Here is a 16,145-nt window from a genome sequence, read left to right as displayed (position 1 = left end):
TTATGAATTTAGAAAAGTTGGTTGCTATGCAGCAAGAGTTGGATGCGCATATCACTAAAGAAAAGGGGCTTGAAGAAACAGGTAACACCTCGTGGAAAACACTTGCTTTGGTTGTTGAAATCGGAGAACTAGCAAACAATTGGCGTGGCTTTAAGAAATGGAGCAATGATCAGAAGCCGAGAATAGCTGTTACGAGATACGAGAGACATGGAGAGCCGCCAGTAACAAGGAACTTGCTCTTAGAAGAATACGTGGATTGCCTTAGCTTCTTCTTATCCATCGCCAATGAAAAAGGCTGGCAAGAATCCCTTTATATTCATCAAGAAGCAGTACTGGATATTCAACGTGAAGGGTTCCAGGGTGGACTGACCGGTGCATTTAATGAAATGACTTACCTTCTTCTAAAGTCGTACATGGAAATTGATCGAGATGAAAAGATCGAACAGTATTTTGCTATTACAAAGCAAGAATTTAACTTCAAAAGTGCTTGGTTCCTATTCGTTGCAATCGGGTTGGTTGGCTTTAAATTCACAGAAGAGCAGATCGAAGAAGCGTACATGAATAAGAATGCCGTGAACCATACCAGACAGGAGAATGGATATTAATGACGGTTAATCAAAAATCCAAGTACGGAAATAAGAAAGTGGAGCGAGACGGTCATGTTTTTGATAGTCTCGCAGAAGCCAAATACTATGACCAGCTGAAATGGCTGCAAGCAAATAAGCAAATTCTTTTCTTCCGGATCCAGCCGAGGTACTTGCTACAAGAAGCTTTTAAAAAGAACGGGGTAACACACCGGAAAATTGAGTATATAGCTGATTTCGAGGTCCACAAGAGGGACGGAAGTATTGAAGTGGTGGACATTAAAGGAGTGGAAACCGAAGCCTTTAAGATTAAGAAAAAACTGTTTGAGTTTAAATATCCCCACACATTGAGCCTGCTTACATACAGCCAGGACCACAAGGGCTTTTTACCAACAAAAGAGTATCAGGCTTACAAAAGAAAGAAAACGGCATCGAGAGGGGGAAGAAAGCGTGCTGCAAGGAAGGTGCGTTGATCCGGAGCTTTCCGGTGAGTTTCCTAAAACCGTGTATCTTTTTCCAAACGGACCGTTAAACTATTATGTTTCCCGCTTTCCGAACAAAGACGCTCACATGGGATGCTTTCAAGCTGACAAATTCCAGCCTTTTGAGGGATGGCCGCCTGAACCGAGTGCTGCTGATCTTCCCTCATTAGAGCCAGGCAAGATGTACAGCGCGCAATTTATCTGGAAGCCGGAGAAACAGTTTACGTATCACAAATTAAAGGATCGGTATTTTATCCTTCCGAAAGCCAATCAGAAAAACGCGACTTTTTATAAAGATCGGGAATGGAAGCAGCTGGGTGGATGTTTCCCTCTTCATTGGTTTACCGATTTTCAATTGGTTGAGGAGGAAGCATTGGAAGAGTCTTTTGAAATGAAGCTTGTTGAGGAAGAGGCAGCTAATTTTGAGCAGATGTCGTTGTTTTGATAAATAGTCTCTGAAAATAAGGGAGGGCTCACCAATGGAGAAGGAAGCCTGGAAATATACCAAGTTAACAGCAGAGGACTTAGCAGAATTGAAGCAGCTGCATATCAATATGGCACTGGATACAAATGATCGGGAATGGTTTCAGTCACTCACAAATGAAGCGTTGGAGGGGAGCAAATGAGCGGGTTAACTCCTAAACAATACATGGAACAATGGCTTGATTTAAGCAGAAAAATTAACCCTAAACCGGCACCGGAAGAGCGGGAGCGGTTACTGTCACAATACAGGGCAAAACGTAAGCGAGCAGAGTTTGAACAATGGGCTACGGAGGAAATGGAGGGGACGCAAAGTGAAACGTAAACAAACATCATGCAGCCAAGTTGCAAGGGCTGTTAAAGAGGCAGCTGCCGGAGGTAATTCATTTGCTCAGTTTCTTATCCAATCGGTGGACTACTTTAGAAAAGAGAATGAAAAGCATCGAAAAGAACGTGTGAGGGCTTCTCTAGAAAGGAAACTAGCTTATACCAAACATTCAAAGTGTCGGCGGAAGATCGAGCGGCAACTGGAAAGAATGAGGGAAGCGAAATGAAGTTACTTAAAGCTATACAGGAGTTTGAAATAACTTTGTCTGGCGGCTTTGCCCTCTATGCCCTGTATTGCATGTTATTCGTTACACTCTTAGGCATTATTCAAACTCTAAATTGGTTATTTCGATAGCAGGAGAGGATCGAATGAGGCACCTTATTGTAAAAGCTTATATGCGAGATGGTTCTGTTTATACAAATAAACATTCACTTAGAAATGTCGATGAAAATGAGTTTGAAGTGGTCGATCTTGTTGTTGAAGAGAAGGATGCGGAGCGGTTTTGTGAAATGTTCGCTGAAGCTAAGCAGCAACAGCAACTGGAGGAGGAAGCAAAATGAGAGAGATTAAGTATCGAGGGCTGGTGATCGAGCCTTTAGTAAGTGGAGAAAAGTGGATTTCATTAGATGAAGAATACCATGAGGTTTATATCAATCGAGCTGAAAAAACAGCTTATATCAACGGGCATGAAGTAGTTTATGAGTCTGTTAGTGAATACACCGGATTAAAGGACAAAAACGGTGTGGAGATTTATGAAGGGGATATTGTTTTCTTTGATTTATATGGCAACGAAGAAACAGAAAAAGGCATAATCACATTCCATAACGGTTCCTTTGTTGCTCAAACAGATTTTAGTCCAGCTCTAGATGGGACACATCTAGGTAATGTTTTAGCTTACGAATTAGGAAAACTGATTAGGAATGAGAGAGATGTTAAAGTCATCGGTAACATTTACGAAAACCCAGATTTATTGGAGTGAAAATAGATGTTCAGCTTTTTTCATAAATGGGCAATCGCAAACATAGCAGGCGCCCTCTATCTTGTCTTAGCATCCGGCCTGCTGCAGGATTGGGCGATCATGACTGCTAGTGCTGTTAAAGCTATAGGATGGGCGGTTTTGGCTAGTGAATCGCAGTAGACACAAAATGCGAAGGGGTGAAAATCGTGGATCTAAACGAGAAAATCCAGTTTTGGAAAACTGAAATAGAACGCGCAGAAGAGTATGGTTTTTTCTTTGATACTCAATCAATGAAAGAAGTCGTTAATACAGTCGAACAACAGCAAGTGGAAATAGAAAAGCTTAAACGCCAGTTTGAATGGTCTATGAGCGGATCGGCCATAAGTTTGGAAAAGTCTGTAGAACATGCTAGAGAGTGGTTTGCTAATCAAACCGAACTGGCAGAAGAGATTCACGAATTGAAAAAGCAGGTTGAACGGTATGAGCAATTCATTAGAGCCTGTCAGTATGCTGGTGAAGGTGGTCTGCCAACTCTAAGAAAGCATGCTAATCAATTATTGCGTGGGGATTTGCGAGAAGTAGATTTATCACAGATTTTACGTTGAATAAGCGCAGCATGTCTCTGCAACTAAAATACAATTTCTTTGGAATTTGGCAACCGTTGAGAAGGAGGAAGCTCAATGAATGACTTAGAGGAAGAACAATACCAAAAGGCAGTAGAGTTCTTGGCTGTAATTAAAGATTTACCGTTTACCTATCCTTCCGTATCGCTTTTCTCAAGAAAATTTAGGATTGGATATACAACTGCAGCAAGGATCGTTGAACGACTAGAAAAAGAAGGATATATCAGTGAATTCGTTGGCGGTAAGCCCCGGCAGGTCTTAAAAACAAAATTGGAGGGAAAACCCATGAAAAAATTTGAAGTAGAACTGTCTATCACTAAGACATTCACCACAAAAGTAATTGTGGAGGGTGAGTTCAAAGATAAAAGTGATCTTAGTATTGATAAAGCTGCCAAATATGCTGCAGATAACATGAATCATGAGCATTGGGACTATAACAACACTGAATTTGAAATCAACGATGTAAAAGAACTTCCTGCTAATCTTTCTTCTGATCATATTGACTTGCTAAGATGCGGTTATTCACTTGACGTGATAAAGGACTATTCAGAAGAAGATGCCCGTGCCGAGTTGGATGCTATAGCAAGTTCATTATAGGAATATTTAAGGTCACAGTTCGTGAAGGTGATGAGATGGAGAATCCTAAGATATGCAACTGCCCTTATACCGATTGGTGCCATGAGGTACGCCAATGGCTAAGAGATAAATTTCGTAAAGAGAGACAGGAAAGCAAAGTAGAGGATTGTGATTTTTATAAAATGATTCAAGAAAAAGAAGCAGAAGGTTAATGCACAGTTCGTTGGAAATGCGAAGGAGGGTTTTAAATGAGCATTTTACTAGAATCGCAGATTAAGAGCCTTCGGACTGAGGGACTAATTCTCCTGGTGGAAGATGCAGAAAGGCGTATTGGCTCTCATGTTGCCGGTGGCGATCCAGTTGAGGAGTATGTTCAAAATCAGCGTTACATATTGGACTTGGTTCAGGAAGAATTGAAAAGAAGAGGAGCGAATTGATATGTATTTAGTTATTGCCACACAGCCTTTCAGTGGCTGCAGAGTTGGAAAGTACGAAACGATAGATGAGGCAAAGGAAGTTGTAAAAGAATTAGTAGCTGCTGGACAACGGGATGTAACGATTGCTCAAGAAATTCCGATGAAACTAAAGGTGGAAGTGGAAATTTAAAATAGAAAAAAAGCCAGGGAAGCCCTGGCACAATGATCAGCCTGTATATGTTCTAAGGGGGATTACAGATGGTTGCCACTTTAAACATTATTTCCAAATCGGACGAAAATATACAAAAAAGCCGGACATTCGCCCGGCTGATCAAGGTCTATGCCATGGGTGTACACAGATATAAAAGAGAGAACCTTGATTACGATTAATTTATCCAAAGATAAAGGAAATATACAAAAAAAAGCCAGACTTTGCCTGGCTCATCAATAGTCTTATTCAATTAAGTAATAGAGGAGTACCATTGAATATAAAAACAGTTTATTCAAGGACAAAATAAATGTGAAAAAAGCCAGGAAAAGCTCCTGGCCAGTCAAGGTGTAATTCGTACAGTATGAAAGAGATGGTGGAGTGACCTTGATTGCTTATAATATACCCACAAATGAACTGGATATACAAAAAAATCCAGGAAAGCTCCCGGCCCTTTAAAAAATGCTGACAATATTATTTTAACAGATCGGGGGCGTCTTGGTGAAAGATTCTAAACTTAAAACCACAGCAGAAATCGACTTGATGGAAAATGCAGCGTATGTAGTTATCGACGGACAATTGACGAAAGTGACGCCTAAACAATTCGGAGAAGACACAATCATCTGGAAGGATGGGAAGGTGCTTGATGTGATAAGAAGCCAGCGGGTTAGGGTGTCTGGCCAGGATGTTATTTGACACAAAATGCGAAATAAGGGGGAAGCGAGATGAAATACGAAAATTGCAAGACTGTAAATCATGAAAAAGCTAATTTTTGCAAAATATGCGGCAATCCGTTAAACGAAATTGCAAGACAACATTTTCCGGAAATGATTAAACAGAAGAAAAATTAATGTTGCAGTTCGTTGAAAATATAACAGTTCAATAGATAGCCTAACGGAAAAACCGAGGGCACCAAAACTTTAAGGCAGGTTGCAGCTGCTTTATTGTTTGGTGTCCTCTTTTATTTTTATAGGGGGTAAGGGATATGGATGCAAAACAATTAAAATTCTTTAGAGATATAGATGAAAAAGAAGTACAAAACTTGATTATCGGGGAGCTGAGAGAATATCGGGCGCTGAAAGTTCAAATAGAGAATAAAAAAGAACAAGAAGCAGCCGGTGTTATTAATTTGTTTCCCTCTGTACGGCAGCAGGATCGGCTCAATGAATTGAAAGTGAAGCAAATCGAACGCGCTTTAGAGAACAGTCTGGACTTCATTGAGCGGAGAATCATTGAAATGAAGTATTTTACTTCTCAGGAGACGAAGGACATTAATATTTATCTAGAACTGGGCTTGAAGAAAGGCAAATACTATGAGAAGAAAAGAGCGGCCATATATCGACTTGCTACAGCATTGGGGATCATTTGAGGGGTGTGTTGGCTGGCCATAAAGTTATTGAACTGCCCATTTTCCGATTCACATAATTGGAGGAAGTCTTTTAAGCTTACAAAGAACTTCCTTAAATTAAGACATTATGAATCGAAGTACATTCCCTAAACATATTGCATAGAATAATTTTATAAAAATGTGAAGGGACTGGGATAAATGTTCTATACTCTTTATACGCCTCCGTATCCTTATTACGTTAACGTGCCAATGTATAGGTATGAAAGGCAGCCTGTTTACTGGCCTGTTCCTCATGAGACAGAGCATGTAAACCGATTTGCTTCTCTGCACTCTTCAAACCATGAAGGTGGCATTTTATTAAAGGATTATGGAAAAGAACCATTTGTCATTAATATCAATGAAGCAACGAAGCAAAACAATACGTACCGTTCTGCTTTATGGACAGGAACACATTTACAAGTTACTTTGATGAGTATCAATGTTGGCGAAGATATCGGTTTGGAAATACATCCTAACGTGGATCAATTCTTACGCATTGAACAAGGTCAAGGGATTGTTCGAATGGGAAAGAGTAAAGAAAATTTAAACTTTGTAAGAAATATTTATGATGATTCTGCAATCATGGTACCTGCTGGAACATGGCACAATGTAACCAATACAGGTAATATTCCACTAAAACTTTACTCGATATATGCTCCTCCCAACCACCCATTTGGTACAGTTCATAAAACGAAAAAAGATGCAATGGCAGCTGGAGATTAACTAAATAAAAAGTTTAAACGACCCTATTTTAACCCCGTCCTAAAATCAGAATGGGGTTATACATGTTGGAAGATTTAAAATTATATAATTTAATTGTCGCTGTTCTTATTGTTTTTTTGGAATGTAACCGAACAAAAACCGGACAAATTCCGGACAAAAATCGAACAAAATGGGTACCATTTTGGGTACCTTTTTATTTTTCTATTGACGGTAAGATTTTCTTATCAGCTAGTTATTTGGCTGGTAGGAGACGCATCTTTCCTTTATCAATGATGTACTCGGGTGTATCGAATGACTGAGAAGGTTGCCGGCAGAAGTTACGAGGGGAGCAACTGGAGTCTAGCTGTATTGCGTGCGATAGCCACGGGGAAGCAAAGTGTGAGATTCCTTTGCAAAACGACCGATTGTCGATGTGGACAACGACCGTTGCTGCAATCCTAGCCAGCCTCTCGGGTGATTGTGTACGAACGGGATATTTAAAAAATATAAAAGCAAATAGCATAAGGCGGTGCTTACTGAGGAGTCGATATTATGAAAGCGACAAATAACACGTCGATAGAAACGAAGAAGAAACCAGCAGCTGTTTCAAGTGAAGAAAAAGATCCTTCTTCCAGAAAGGATTGGGAAGAGCTTATGGATAAACACCGTCCTACGTTTAAACGGGTAGGCGGTAGAATGAGAAGGAAATAAAGGCTTACTATTTCAGCAAGCCTTTATTTTTACGCATTAAGGGATTTCTTCAAAGCCTCTGTGCCGCATATAACATTAATCCAAGCTGCTTCTCCACTCAATCTAGCTACGAGTAATCGGTCATTTTCATCAATAAACCTTTTTAAGTTGTCTCGAACATCGACACAGCTTTGATCATTGTTAATGACCCAGCAGGATTCGGTAATCTTAACACAGTTTGGATAACGTTTTATTTCAGCGATAAGAAGCTGATAATTTTGTCCTGGAGAATCCAAGTCGTAAGTGATAATTTTTGCTGACATGCATTCCACCCCCTTTTGTTACAATATTCAACAAGGCAGGAGGTAAAACCTCCCTATTTGTGGAAATGTAAGGAAAAGGAGGTGTTATTATGAAATTAGTTGTAAACCTTAAAGGTGATGAGAAGCAAGAAGTGGACCTCGGCACTGAAGAAGAATTAGAAAAATTTGATTATATAGTTGAGAACATTAGAACCGCAATGGTTAATAAAAGTGAATTTGAATTTAAAGGCAATCATATTAAAGAGCCTCAAATCAGAAAGTATGAGGACGTAGTGTCATTCGAAATTGTTTTATAGAAAAAATACAGGCATCCTTATGGGTGCTTTTTTCTTTGCTCTAAAACAACCTGTAACGTTACAAAAATGAGAGATAAAAACAGCTGATGAAAAAATTGCTTCATCTAATGTCCAGACAGCTGTTGCGCTTGTAACGTTAAAACTTAGCGTTACAGTCGTTACAGAAGGGGGGTGTAACGTTACAATGGCACGCCAATCAAAAATAGAGAAATTCGGATGCGAGGAAATCGTTTTGAGGGGCATCCGCTCAGATCCACCGAAGTCTACCAGGGAGATTGCAAAAGAGTGTTCTGAATGGGCGGGAGAAGCTATTTCACATACTGCTGTAGCCCGTTATGTTGAATCGCTTAATCAAATGCAGCAACAAAAGAAAGAAGTCATCAAGCAGGATCAACGGCGTGTATTGAAACATGTCAATCAAGAGTTTGATATTATCCAAATGCAATATCAGACTACTGAGCGCCTGTTCAAGCGGTTTGAACTGATAGACGATCTACCTGAATATTTTAAGGACCAGATGGATGAAGTCATTGATAAAATTGTTGAAGGCGGAGCGGACCCGGAATACTTAGAAATGTGGCGCGAAGATTTTGAAAGAGAATTAAAACGGAAAGTATATGAAATAACAACTTTAAATAGAGAACTGCGAGAAAACGGGAAATTCCTTGCAGACCTTCGAGAGAGGGCTTTTGAATTTAGTTTAGTTCAGGAGTATCTCTCTTTATTTATGGACATTTTTAAAGAGGCATCCCCGGAGGCATACACGCTTGCAATTCGAAAGATAGCAGCTAATCCCCGGATGCAAAAGATAGTGGAACAACAAGAGCTTTTAAGGGGTGACGGCTAATGTGTTAGCTAAAATTCACAATCAAATCCTAGCCGATGCAGAAATATCCGCTCCAAAAGAAGAAAATAAATGGAATGATCTTTCCTATATTCGTCTTGCACAGGAGCATGAGCGGAAACTGGCCACATTAGAGCCAGGTAGTGTTAAGGACCTGAAACTAACACTAAACGACTTTGAGCGCTTTTGTAATAAGTGCTTAAAGATCAAAACCAAAAGCGGTGAATTGCTGCCGTTCTTGCTTAATGAGGCACAGAAGAAGTTTGCTGATATCGTCCTAAAAGGATTGATCTCTGGCAAGCCTGTTCGTGTCATCATTCTTAAAGCCCGCCAAATGGGTTTTTCTACAGTGACAGAAGCCATTATTTATTACCTGTCGTCTCTCCAGGAAGCGAAAAATGCTTTCATTGTGGCGCAGGATTCAGCTGCTTCTGAAAACTTATATGATATGTTCCGTCTCTATTATGAGAATATACCGGACAACATCAAACCAATGCGTAAGCGGAACAATGCGCGTCGCTTAACCTTTGAAAATCCCTCTATTAAAGAGGATGAGCGGAAGAAGAATCCAGGATTAAAATCAAAAATCACGGTTGCATCCGCTGAAAATAAAGTTCTGGCTCGTTCTGAAACGATTCATTATCTGCATGCCTCTGAGTATGCTTTCTGGCCAGCCAGTAAAAAGAAGAAGCATTCCACTTCCTTATTTGCCGCTCTTTCTAAGGAGCCTGGCACAATAGGGATCATTGAGAGTACAGCAAATGGTATGGAAGACTTCAAACAAATGTGGGATGCAGCAGAGAAAGGCGAGAATGAATATACGCCGCTCTTCTTCCCTTGGTTTGCAATGCCGAGCTATCGGATGCCGGTACCGGACGATTTCGAACTAACAGCAGAAGAAGAGGAATTAAAAGAGCAGTACGGGTTGGACAATGAGCAGCTGCAATGGCGTCGCTATACGATTCGAAATGATTTTAACGGTGATGTCCGGCAGTTCCGTCAGGAATATCCTTCTATACCGGAGGAAGCTTTCCTTTTGTCCGGTGAAGGTGTATTTGATAACGAAGAGATTCAGCGCAAGATGAACTCAATCACTGAAGTTCCAACCCATTATGATGTTGATATACCGAAAAAGCAGGTTGCCGAAAAGAAAAAAGGTAAGTTGCTTATTTTCCGTTTGCCAGAAGAGGGAAAGCGATACGTCATCGGAGCGGATACCTCAAAAGGAACGTCTACGGGTGACTATCAAGCTGCTTATGTGATTGAATGGCGGACCGGTGAAATGTGTGCTGCTTTACATGGGCACTGGGACACTGACCAATACGGTAAGCGATTGGATGTTCTGGGTCGCTATTACAACACGGCTTTACTTGCTGTAGAGGAAAACAATACCGGCCATTCAGTGATCAACACCTTAGAAAATACATGTCAATATCCACTCATGTATATCTATAACAAGCAAGATTATGGATGGAATACAAACAAAGCAACACGCCCAATTATGATGAGTGACTTTAAGGAAGCCATACGGGATGAGCTCTATGCCATTTACGATGTGGAACTGTTTAAAGAGTGCTTAACCCTTATTGACAACAACGGCAAAGAGGAAGCAGATACCAGTTGTCATGACGACCGGATTATGGCGTATGCTATTGCTCTCCAGGTCCGCCAAGTGGCTGCAAGGTATTTTGAATGGTATGACGAGCGGTATGGAAGAAAGGAACGAGAACGGCCTAGCCGTAAGAGACCGAAAAGAGAAAGGAGGTAGGCGATGGCTAACAAAATGAAAGCCCGGGTTATTAAAGCGGAGGACGCTTCTACTACAACAAAACAGATTTATGATGATCCTTTTCAATCATCGTATGGAGACGATGTGATTGAGCCCCCTTATAATTTAAAAGAGCTGAAACTGATTGGCGAGTATTCAACCATACTGCAACAATGTGTAGAAGCATACCGCGTAAACATTTTAGGTTTTGGTATGGTGCCAGATTATCGATTTGACTACAATGCGAAAGATACGCCAGACGAACAGAAGAAAGCAGCTGATGTTGAATGGACTAGACTTGAAGAGTTTTACCGCTATCTTAATTACGACGAAGAAGCAGAAACGATTCTAGGATATGCCTTAGAGGACCGCGAGAAGATGGGTAATGGCTACGTGGAAATATTGAGGGACGGATTAAATCGACCGGCTGGCATGGAATATATAGATGGCCAATATGTCCGCGTTTGTAAGCGGACAGTGCCGGAAGAAGTAGAATACACAATTACAGAAAATGGTCAGCCGAAAAAAATAAAACGGTGGCGGACGTTTCGTAAGTTTGTCCAGATGATTAACGGAAAGAAAGTGTACTTCAAAGAGTATGGAGATCCGCGAATCATGAATTTGACCAATGGGAAGTTTGATGAAAGTACACCGGAAAACTTACGGGCAACAGAAATCATTCATTTTAAGATTGGCAGCGGCACATACGGAATTCCACGCTGGGTAGGGCATATTGTTCATCAATATGGTGCCAGGAAAGCAGAAGAGTTGAACTATCTGTATTTTAAACAAGGCAGGCACACGCCAGCAGCTATTACTATCTCAAACGGTATGCTGACAGAGGACTCTTACACACAACTCCAAGAATACATGAATGATATACAAGGAGTTGACAATGCTCATAAGTTTCTTGTGTTAGAAGCTGAGGGGATTACACAGAAGGGATTAAAGCCAGGGGATGAGTCTACTACCCCGGTGAAAGTTGAAATCAAATCTTTGGCCGAGATTCTGCAGCAAGACGCTCTTTTCCTTGAGTATGATACAAAAAGCCGTGATAAGCTGCGCTCTGCTTTTCGTCTGCCACCGATCTATACGGGAGAATCAAAGGATTATAACAAAGCGACCGCAGACACCGCTCGAAAAATCACAGAAGAGCAGGTCTTTGAACCGGAGCGGCAAGCCATTACAGGGAAGCTGAATACACTTTTTCTTCCGGATTTAGAGATTTATTATGTTAAAGCTGCGCTAAAAGGTCCAAACTTTGGTGATCCGATAGAAACAGCCAATGCATTAACCCCGTTTATTAACGCTGGAGCTGCTGTTCCTAACGATTTAAGGGACTTGCTAGGGCAAGTGTTAGGGAAAGAGCTTGAGGCGCTTCCTGACGAATATAATGTGCCATTCCCAGTGGTCTTAAACAGTTTGCAGCAAGCTCAGCAGTCGAATCCATTTATAGCCTTGGCAAAGTCGAAGGCTGCACCAAACAATGAATTAATCAACATCATGAAAGACTTACGTGATGTTCTTGAGGAAATAAAGTCATGAGCAAGGTTGATAAGTTGTTGAAAAGCCTCAATGAGTACATTGCTAAAGCCGAGGAAGACGAGGATGAAAAGCTGACGGATGTTGTTCCTGACTTCCCCGGTTTAGAAAGTATACCTGGCTATGTTGAAGATTATGAGAAAAAGATAGCTAAACTGCTAAGGAAGCAGCGGAAACACTTTCTGGATGGTGTGAAATCCTATGTAGGGAAAGATATTACATTGCAGGCTCTGCTGATCTATCTGACAGCCAATCTATTTGCAGAGGATGAATTTGCCGAAGAAATGGAGGAAGAGACATCCGCCTTTCTTCAGTTAACAGTAGCGGGATTAGCCGCCGAGTTAATGGATTCAATAGATAAAGACGTACCTTTTGAAGTGTTATCTAATCGAAGCATCACTTGGATCGAAGAATGGTCCAAGGATTTGGGCGAATTGATGAAGCTGAATACTCATGAAGCGCTTGAAAGGGAATTAAAGAAAGTTATTGAAGAAGGCGGCTCTATTCAAGATGCTGAGCTGGCCATAAAGGATTTGCCTCAGTTTGATCGGCAGCGTGCACGAACAACAGCTATAACAGAAGTATTGACCGCTTCTTCTGTTGCTCAAGTTGAGTCCTATCGTCAAAGCCCAGCGGTGGAGAAAAAACGGTGGAGACATTCAGGATCAAAGAAAAATAAGCCGCGTAAAGAACATCAAGACTTAGACGGGGAGGAAATCCCTGTGGATGAAAAGTTTGATGTAAACGGCCATGAAGCGGATTATCCAAGAGATCCCTCATTGCCAGCCAGTGAACGGATAAATTGCCACTGTGTGCTTTCGCCTGTAGTTAGCGAATCCATTCTTGGATTGAGCAAGGAAGAAAAAGAAGAGATGCGGCGGCAGGTGTTGGAAGAGTTGGATAGTTAGGAGGAGATTCAATGAGCGTTTCCGATGAGAAATTGAAAAAGATTCAGGATATACACGATTTATGGAGAGGGAATTTTATAAGAGATTATTCCGCTCTTTCACAGATCGGTGACGTATTAAAAGAAAAGCATGTTGAAATGAAAAACGTGAAACTTATGAACACAGATACTGGTGAATGTATCGCTGAATTTGAAAGCGGAATGGCCATTGTAAATCAATAAGGGGAGGGCGAATGATGTATTATACACGTAGAGTTGGAGAATGCGAGGAAACATTTGAGGGAACGCCGGAAGAGATTATTAAAATAATAAATAAGGTCGAAGGCATCAATGAGAGTGAGCAAAAAGAAGCAAAGCTTGCTGCTCATCGTTTTCTTTTATTGAATGGTTATTCTCATGCAGATATTAAAAAGCTTGAGAACGAGAAAGTTATCCCTTTGGTTGTGGCTTCTGCAGTAAATTATTTTCAGGAAGAAGTGGAGAAAACATCGAATGATAAGGAATTTCGGGCTGGCAAAATACCTCTAGAAGTAGATGTGTGGAAAGAGATAGAAGGTTATTTAAAGACGGGATTTAAGGACATTTTAAGGCTTCGTTATGATTATTCTGCAGATAAACAAAGCACAACAATCCATATCAGTCATCCCAAAGATGACAAGATTGTAAAAGAGAAGATTGAACTTGGGGCAGCAGAATCCGACGAACTAGTTATGCTGTTGTGCAAAAGGTTTAATATCCCGTCACATAATTTGTATGGCTTATTTTTTACATTAAACGCGACAGAGGTTCCTACTTTTTCGATTCGTCTTTGGCCGTATGTCGATGATGAATCAACCTTAGATAAATCTAAAAGTAGATTTGAGCCATTAACAATCGATTGAGAGGAGGTGAAAAATAAATGGGAAGAGAATTAATTAATGCTAACATCACACATGTTTCTTACGTTGACAAAGGAGCCAATCAGAAGCAATTCTTTTTCACAAAATCGGCTAAGCAGCCAGACTTCCAAAAAGAAGTGAAGCTTTTCATTAACAAAGAAGAAGAGGAGCAGCAACTTGTTTACGGTCTTGTGTACGAGCCGGACGTTGAGGATTCACACGGTGACTTCATGACCGCTGCTGAAATTGAAAAGGCTGCTCATGGATTCATGAAGGATGCTCGAAACATCGACAAGCAGCATGATTTTAATGCAGGTGTTGGGGAAGTAGTTGAGTCCTACATTGCGCCAGCTGACTTTACGATTGGAGAGCAAACAATTACAAAGGGTTCCTGGGTACTTGTAACAAAAGCATCTGATGAAGTCTGGGAAGAGATTAAAAAAGGAGCTATCACTGGCTATTCAATGGCTGGTACTGCTGAGACAATTGAAAAACAGAACGAAAAGCCCGCTGTTATCCCAGATAAAGGAGAAGCCGGGCTTTTTAATATGCTTAAAAGCTTTTTTACAGGTGAGCAGGTTCAAAAAGGCGCTGTTCGGGATGACTTTGAGCGAAAAAAGAAGCACCGGGATTTCTGGGCCGCACAAAGTAGCTTCGAAAGTGCTATCCGCTCTTATAACTGGAGAACAGATGATTTTGAATTTGAAGCAGATGAAGCAAAACTTCGCGAAGCAATAGAAGATTATGTCTCAATTCTCAACGATATTTTATTGACTGAAAATGTTGCAAAGTCCATCGGTGAACCGCCTGAGAATATCGAAAAAGCAGGTAAGAAAATCTCAGCCGCTCGCATGGATAAAATTAATGCTGCTTTTGATGCTCTTAACGAGTTAAAAGCAGAAGTGGAAGAAGAGGAGGAAGAAGAAGTGAAAAAAGAGGATATCGCAAAAATGTTAGATGAAAAGCTGTCACCGATCACGAAACGATTAGATGCAATTGAAAAAGAAGAGGGTAATGTCGCTGAACCGTCTGCTGAAGAGGAGTTGTTAAAACAGTTCTCAGCTGCATTAGATGAAAAGCTGACACCAATTACTGACCGTTTGGAAGCGGTAGAGAAGGCGCGCGGCATTTCTAAGCAGGCTAATTCTGACCCTGAGCAAGAGCATATTCAAAAGGACTCACATTATTTACAAGGGATTCTATAAGAGGAGGACTGTTCAATGACAACTAATCAACAAATTATGAAAAATACGATCACTACAGGAAGTATCACATCCGGCCTACTAAACCCGGAACAATCTCAAAAGTTTATCCAGCAAACCTTCGAATCTACTGTCCTTGGAGGACTTATTCGCAAGGAAATGCGCCGTGCAAAGACAGGTGAGATTGATAAGATCGGCATTGATTCTCGTATTCTTCGAAAGAAAACGGAAAATACAGATGACGGCTACCGCCAGAAAGCAAATTTTGACAAGGTAGAATACGCTACGACTGCTGTTCGTCTCCCTTGGGAAATTACAGAAGAATCCTTGCGTGAAAATATTGAGGGACAAGGATTTGAAGATACAGTCACAAAGCTTATGACTACTCAACTTGGTATTGATCTTGAGGATTTATATATTAACGGAGACGAAGCGACTCTCGACACAGATCCGGATTATGACTTCTTGAAAATTAATAATGGCTGGCTTAAGCAATTAACAACAGGATCGCATGTTGAGGATCGTTCCGCAAAAGAAGCCGGCGCCATTTCTCTTAATGTATTTTATGATGCATTAGCTCAAATGCCGGACAAATATAACAATGGTACCTTACGTTGGTTAATGGCTCCATCCACAAAACAAAAGTGGGAGCATTACCTGTTGAATGAAAATATTAAAAATGGTGGTGGGCTCTCTGAATCTATTTTAAATGCACCTGCCAGCATCCCGGCAGTAGCTGTTCCAAGAATGCCGAAAGATAAAATTGTTCTCACTAACCCTAAAAACTTGATCGTTGTTAACTCCTATGATGTGAAAATTCGTAAGACGGTTGAAGGTAAAGATGCGATCATGCAAGATAAGCGTTTTTATGTTGTTCATTTGGACTTTGATCCAATCATTGAGGAAAAAGATGCCGCAGTTCTTGTTACAGGCTTGGCATAAGGAGGGAGC

General features: G+C 40.8%; 29 protein-coding genes. 28 read left to right on the top strand and 1 reads right to left on the bottom strand.

The features are described from left to right. Window positions 1-2: 2 nt before the first annotated feature. The 19 genes from MKZ02_RS19630 to MKZ02_RS19540 all read left to right on the top strand — a co-directional run bounded on the left by MKZ02_RS19630 (window position 3) and on the right by MKZ02_RS19540 (window position 7,455). Complete coding sequence (locus tag MKZ02_RS19630) at window positions 3-605, top strand: dUTP diphosphatase (RefSeq protein WP_340855601.1); 603 nt, start codon at window positions 3-5, stop codon at window positions 603-605. Further along, complete coding sequence (locus MKZ02_RS19625; RefSeq protein ID WP_340855599.1) at window positions 605-1,057, top strand: DUF1064 domain-containing protein; 453 nt, start codon at window positions 605-607, stop codon at window positions 1,055-1,057. The genes MKZ02_RS19630 and MKZ02_RS19625 overlap by 1 nt, the downstream gene beginning before the upstream one ends. Then, window positions 1,035-1,511, top strand: a complete 477-nt coding sequence (locus tag MKZ02_RS19620) for a hypothetical protein (protein WP_340855597.1) — start codon at window positions 1,035-1,037, stop codon at window positions 1,509-1,511. The genes MKZ02_RS19625 and MKZ02_RS19620 overlap by 23 nt, the downstream gene beginning before the upstream one ends. A 34-nt stretch (window positions 1,512-1,545) precedes the next feature. Then, window positions 1,546-1,692, top strand: coding sequence for an IDEAL domain-containing protein (locus tag MKZ02_RS19615; protein ID WP_340855594.1), 147 nt, complete (start codon window positions 1,546-1,548; stop codon window positions 1,690-1,692). Next, window positions 1,689-1,871 (top strand): hypothetical protein, encoded by a 183-nt coding sequence (locus MKZ02_RS19610; protein ID WP_340855592.1) that lies wholly within the window; start codon window positions 1,689-1,691, stop codon window positions 1,869-1,871. Before MKZ02_RS19615 ends, MKZ02_RS19610 begins: the two co-directional genes overlap by 4 nt. After that, complete coding sequence (locus MKZ02_RS19605; RefSeq protein WP_340855590.1) at window positions 1,861-2,100, top strand: hypothetical protein; 240 nt, start codon at window positions 1,861-1,863, stop codon at window positions 2,098-2,100. The genes MKZ02_RS19610 and MKZ02_RS19605 overlap by 11 nt, the downstream gene beginning before the upstream one ends. Window positions 2,101-2,242: 142 nt before the next feature. Then, window positions 2,243-2,434 (top strand): hypothetical protein, encoded by a 192-nt coding sequence (locus tag MKZ02_RS19600; RefSeq protein ID WP_340855587.1) that lies wholly within the window; start codon window positions 2,243-2,245, stop codon window positions 2,432-2,434. After that, a complete protein-coding gene (locus MKZ02_RS19595) occupies window positions 2,431-2,853 on the top strand; it encodes a YopX family protein (protein ID WP_340855585.1) in 423 nt (140 codons plus the stop codon). Before MKZ02_RS19600 ends, MKZ02_RS19595 begins: the two co-directional genes overlap by 4 nt. A 185-nt stretch (window positions 2,854-3,038) precedes the next feature. Next, window positions 3,039-3,437 (top strand): hypothetical protein, encoded by a 399-nt coding sequence (locus tag MKZ02_RS19590; RefSeq protein WP_340855582.1) that lies wholly within the window; start codon window positions 3,039-3,041, stop codon window positions 3,435-3,437. 75 nt (window positions 3,438-3,512) lie between these two features. After that, entirely contained in the window at window positions 3,513-4,052 is a 540-nt protein-coding gene (locus tag MKZ02_RS19585; protein WP_340855580.1) for a DNA translocase FtsK, read from the top strand. A gap of 35 nt (window positions 4,053-4,087) precedes the next feature. Continuing rightward, window positions 4,088-4,243 carry a hypothetical protein gene (locus tag MKZ02_RS19580; RefSeq protein ID WP_340855578.1) on the top strand — a complete coding sequence of 52 codons (156 nt, stop codon included), beginning with the start codon at window positions 4,088-4,090 and terminating at the stop codon, window positions 4,241-4,243. Window positions 4,244-4,279: 36 nt separating this feature from the next. Beyond that, a complete protein-coding gene (locus tag MKZ02_RS19575; protein WP_340855577.1) occupies window positions 4,280-4,468 on the top strand; it encodes a hypothetical protein in 189 nt (62 codons plus the stop codon). Between the two features lies 1 nt (window position 4,469). After that, on the top strand, window positions 4,470-4,637 hold the full coding sequence (locus tag MKZ02_RS19570) for a hypothetical protein (protein WP_340855575.1): 168 nt from the start codon (window positions 4,470-4,472) through the stop codon (window positions 4,635-4,637). A 68-nt stretch (window positions 4,638-4,705) separates the two neighbouring features. Beyond that, complete coding sequence (locus MKZ02_RS19565) at window positions 4,706-4,837, top strand: hypothetical protein (RefSeq protein WP_340855571.1); 132 nt, start codon at window positions 4,706-4,708, stop codon at window positions 4,835-4,837. Window positions 4,838-5,156: 319 nt separating this feature from the next. Continuing rightward, window positions 5,157-5,351: a DUF3954 domain-containing protein gene (locus MKZ02_RS19560; protein WP_340855569.1), complete on the top strand. Its 195-nt coding sequence runs from the start codon at window positions 5,157-5,159 to the stop codon at window positions 5,349-5,351. 289 nt (window positions 5,352-5,640) lie between these two features. Further along, the gene (locus MKZ02_RS19555; RefSeq protein WP_340855567.1) at window positions 5,641-6,024 is read left to right on the top strand and encodes an ArpU family phage packaging/lysis transcriptional regulator; all 384 of its coding nucleotides are present in this window, start codon (window positions 5,641-5,643) and stop codon (window positions 6,022-6,024) included. A 177-nt stretch (window positions 6,025-6,201) separates the two neighbouring features. Then, entirely contained in the window at window positions 6,202-6,765 is a 564-nt protein-coding gene (locus MKZ02_RS19550) for a cupin domain-containing protein (protein WP_340855565.1), read from the top strand. 62 nt (window positions 6,766-6,827) lie between these two features. Further along, complete coding sequence (locus MKZ02_RS19545) at window positions 6,828-7,064, top strand: hypothetical protein (protein WP_340855562.1); 237 nt, start codon at window positions 6,828-6,830, stop codon at window positions 7,062-7,064. A gap of 232 nt (window positions 7,065-7,296) precedes the next feature. After that, complete coding sequence (locus MKZ02_RS19540; RefSeq protein WP_340855560.1) at window positions 7,297-7,455, top strand: hypothetical protein; 159 nt, start codon at window positions 7,297-7,299, stop codon at window positions 7,453-7,455. Between the two features lie 29 nt (window positions 7,456-7,484). On the opposite strand, the gene MKZ02_RS19535 is transcribed toward MKZ02_RS19540, so the two are convergent. Next, window positions 7,485-7,757, bottom strand: a complete 273-nt coding sequence (locus tag MKZ02_RS19535) for a CRISPR-associated protein Cas2 (RefSeq protein WP_340855557.1) — start codon at window positions 7,755-7,757, stop codon at window positions 7,485-7,487. Window positions 7,758-7,846: 89 nt separating this feature from the next. On the opposite strand from MKZ02_RS19535, the gene MKZ02_RS19530 reads away from it, so the two are divergent. From MKZ02_RS19530 to MKZ02_RS19490, 9 genes are all read left to right on the top strand, one after another. After that, a complete protein-coding gene (locus MKZ02_RS19530) occupies window positions 7,847-8,053 on the top strand; it encodes a hypothetical protein (RefSeq protein WP_340855555.1) in 207 nt (68 codons plus the stop codon). Between the two features lie 184 nt (window positions 8,054-8,237). Next, the gene (locus MKZ02_RS19525; protein ID WP_340855553.1) at window positions 8,238-8,900 is read left to right on the top strand and encodes a hypothetical protein; all 663 of its coding nucleotides are present in this window, start codon (window positions 8,238-8,240) and stop codon (window positions 8,898-8,900) included. A gap of 1 nt (window position 8,901) precedes the next feature. Then, window positions 8,902-10,665 carry a DNA packaging protein gene (locus MKZ02_RS19520; protein ID WP_340855551.1) on the top strand — a complete coding sequence of 588 codons (1,764 nt, stop codon included), beginning with the start codon at window positions 8,902-8,904 and terminating at the stop codon, window positions 10,663-10,665. A gap of 3 nt (window positions 10,666-10,668) precedes the next feature. Further along, on the top strand, window positions 10,669-12,210 hold the full coding sequence (locus tag MKZ02_RS19515) for a phage portal protein (RefSeq protein WP_340855549.1): 1,542 nt from the start codon (window positions 10,669-10,671) through the stop codon (window positions 12,208-12,210). Continuing rightward, window positions 12,207-13,115, top strand: coding sequence for a phage minor head protein (locus tag MKZ02_RS19510; protein ID WP_340855546.1), 909 nt, complete (start codon window positions 12,207-12,209; stop codon window positions 13,113-13,115). Before MKZ02_RS19515 ends, MKZ02_RS19510 begins: the two co-directional genes overlap by 4 nt. 11 nt (window positions 13,116-13,126) lie before the next feature. Then, window positions 13,127-13,336 (top strand): hypothetical protein, encoded by a 210-nt coding sequence (locus tag MKZ02_RS19505; protein ID WP_340855543.1) that lies wholly within the window; start codon window positions 13,127-13,129, stop codon window positions 13,334-13,336. An 11-nt stretch (window positions 13,337-13,347) separates the two neighbouring features. Continuing rightward, a complete protein-coding gene (locus MKZ02_RS19500; protein ID WP_340855541.1) occupies window positions 13,348-13,995 on the top strand; it encodes a hypothetical protein in 648 nt (215 codons plus the stop codon). A 17-nt stretch (window positions 13,996-14,012) separates the two neighbouring features. Then, window positions 14,013-15,197 carry an XkdF-like putative serine protease domain-containing protein gene (locus MKZ02_RS19495; RefSeq protein WP_340855538.1) on the top strand — a complete coding sequence of 395 codons (1,185 nt, stop codon included), beginning with the start codon at window positions 14,013-14,015 and terminating at the stop codon, window positions 15,195-15,197. Window positions 15,198-15,212: 15 nt separating this feature from the next. Next, on the top strand, window positions 15,213-16,136 hold the full coding sequence (locus MKZ02_RS19490; RefSeq protein WP_340855536.1) for a P2 family phage major capsid protein: 924 nt from the start codon (window positions 15,213-15,215) through the stop codon (window positions 16,134-16,136). The last annotated feature ends 9 nt before the right edge of the window (window positions 16,137-16,145 follow it).

It is taken from the genome of Pseudobacillus sp. FSL P4-0506, assembly GCF_038003025.1.
Taxonomy (GTDB): Bacteria; Bacillota; Bacilli; order Bacillales; family Domibacillaceae; genus Pseudobacillus.
The sequence above is the reverse complement of the archived record's forward strand: the minus strand, read 5'-3'. Positions and strand labels throughout refer to the sequence as shown.

Bases quoted from the DNA above. Each gene is read 5' to 3' on its own strand.
- MKZ02_RS19630 (WP_340855601.1), top strand. From the start codon at position 3: ATGAATTTAGAAAAGTTGGTTGCTATGCAGCAAGAGTTGGATGCGCAT.
- MKZ02_RS19625 (WP_340855599.1), top strand. From the start codon at position 605: ATGACGGTTAATCAAAAATCCAAGTACGGAAATAAGAAAGTGGAGCGA.
- MKZ02_RS19615 (WP_340855594.1), top strand. From the start codon at position 1,546: ATGGAGAAGGAAGCCTGGAAATATACCAAGTTAACAGCAGAGGACTTA.
- MKZ02_RS19610 (WP_340855592.1), top strand. From the start codon at position 1,689: ATGAGCGGGTTAACTCCTAAACAATACATGGAACAATGGCTTGATTTA.
- MKZ02_RS19600 (WP_340855587.1), top strand. From the start codon at position 2,243: ATGAGGCACCTTATTGTAAAAGCTTATATGCGAGATGGTTCTGTTTAT.
- MKZ02_RS19595 (WP_340855585.1), top strand. From the start codon at position 2,431: ATGAGAGAGATTAAGTATCGAGGGCTGGTGATCGAGCCTTTAGTAAGT.
- MKZ02_RS19585 (WP_340855580.1), top strand. From the start codon at position 3,513: ATGAATGACTTAGAGGAAGAACAATACCAAAAGGCAGTAGAGTTCTTG.
- MKZ02_RS19580 (WP_340855578.1), top strand. From the start codon at position 4,088: ATGGAGAATCCTAAGATATGCAACTGCCCTTATACCGATTGGTGCCAT.
- MKZ02_RS19575 (WP_340855577.1), top strand. From the start codon at position 4,280: ATGAGCATTTTACTAGAATCGCAGATTAAGAGCCTTCGGACTGAGGGA.
- MKZ02_RS19570 (WP_340855575.1), top strand. From the start codon at position 4,470: ATGTATTTAGTTATTGCCACACAGCCTTTCAGTGGCTGCAGAGTTGGA.
- MKZ02_RS19565 (WP_340855571.1), top strand. From the start codon at position 4,706: ATGGTTGCCACTTTAAACATTATTTCCAAATCGGACGAAAATATACAA.
- MKZ02_RS19555 (WP_340855567.1), top strand. From the start codon at position 5,641: ATGGATGCAAAACAATTAAAATTCTTTAGAGATATAGATGAAAAAGAA.
- MKZ02_RS19550 (WP_340855565.1), top strand. From the start codon at position 6,202: ATGTTCTATACTCTTTATACGCCTCCGTATCCTTATTACGTTAACGTG.
- MKZ02_RS19545 (WP_340855562.1), top strand. From the start codon at position 6,828: ATGTTGGAAGATTTAAAATTATATAATTTAATTGTCGCTGTTCTTATT.
- MKZ02_RS19540 (WP_340855560.1), top strand. From the start codon at position 7,297: ATGAAAGCGACAAATAACACGTCGATAGAAACGAAGAAGAAACCAGCA.
- MKZ02_RS19535 (WP_340855557.1), bottom strand. From the start codon at position 7,757: ATGTCAGCAAAAATTATCACTTACGACTTGGATTCTCCAGGACAAAAT.
- MKZ02_RS19530 (WP_340855555.1), top strand. From the start codon at position 7,847: ATGAAATTAGTTGTAAACCTTAAAGGTGATGAGAAGCAAGAAGTGGAC.
- MKZ02_RS19525 (WP_340855553.1), top strand. From the start codon at position 8,238: ATGGCACGCCAATCAAAAATAGAGAAATTCGGATGCGAGGAAATCGTT.
- MKZ02_RS19515 (WP_340855549.1), top strand. From the start codon at position 10,669: ATGGCTAACAAAATGAAAGCCCGGGTTATTAAAGCGGAGGACGCTTCT.
- MKZ02_RS19510 (WP_340855546.1), top strand. From the start codon at position 12,207: ATGAGCAAGGTTGATAAGTTGTTGAAAAGCCTCAATGAGTACATTGCT.
- MKZ02_RS19505 (WP_340855543.1), top strand. From the start codon at position 13,127: ATGAGCGTTTCCGATGAGAAATTGAAAAAGATTCAGGATATACACGAT.
- MKZ02_RS19500 (WP_340855541.1), top strand. From the start codon at position 13,348: ATGATGTATTATACACGTAGAGTTGGAGAATGCGAGGAAACATTTGAG.
- MKZ02_RS19495 (WP_340855538.1), top strand. From the start codon at position 14,013: ATGGGAAGAGAATTAATTAATGCTAACATCACACATGTTTCTTACGTT.
- MKZ02_RS19490 (WP_340855536.1), top strand. From the start codon at position 15,213: ATGACAACTAATCAACAAATTATGAAAAATACGATCACTACAGGAAGT.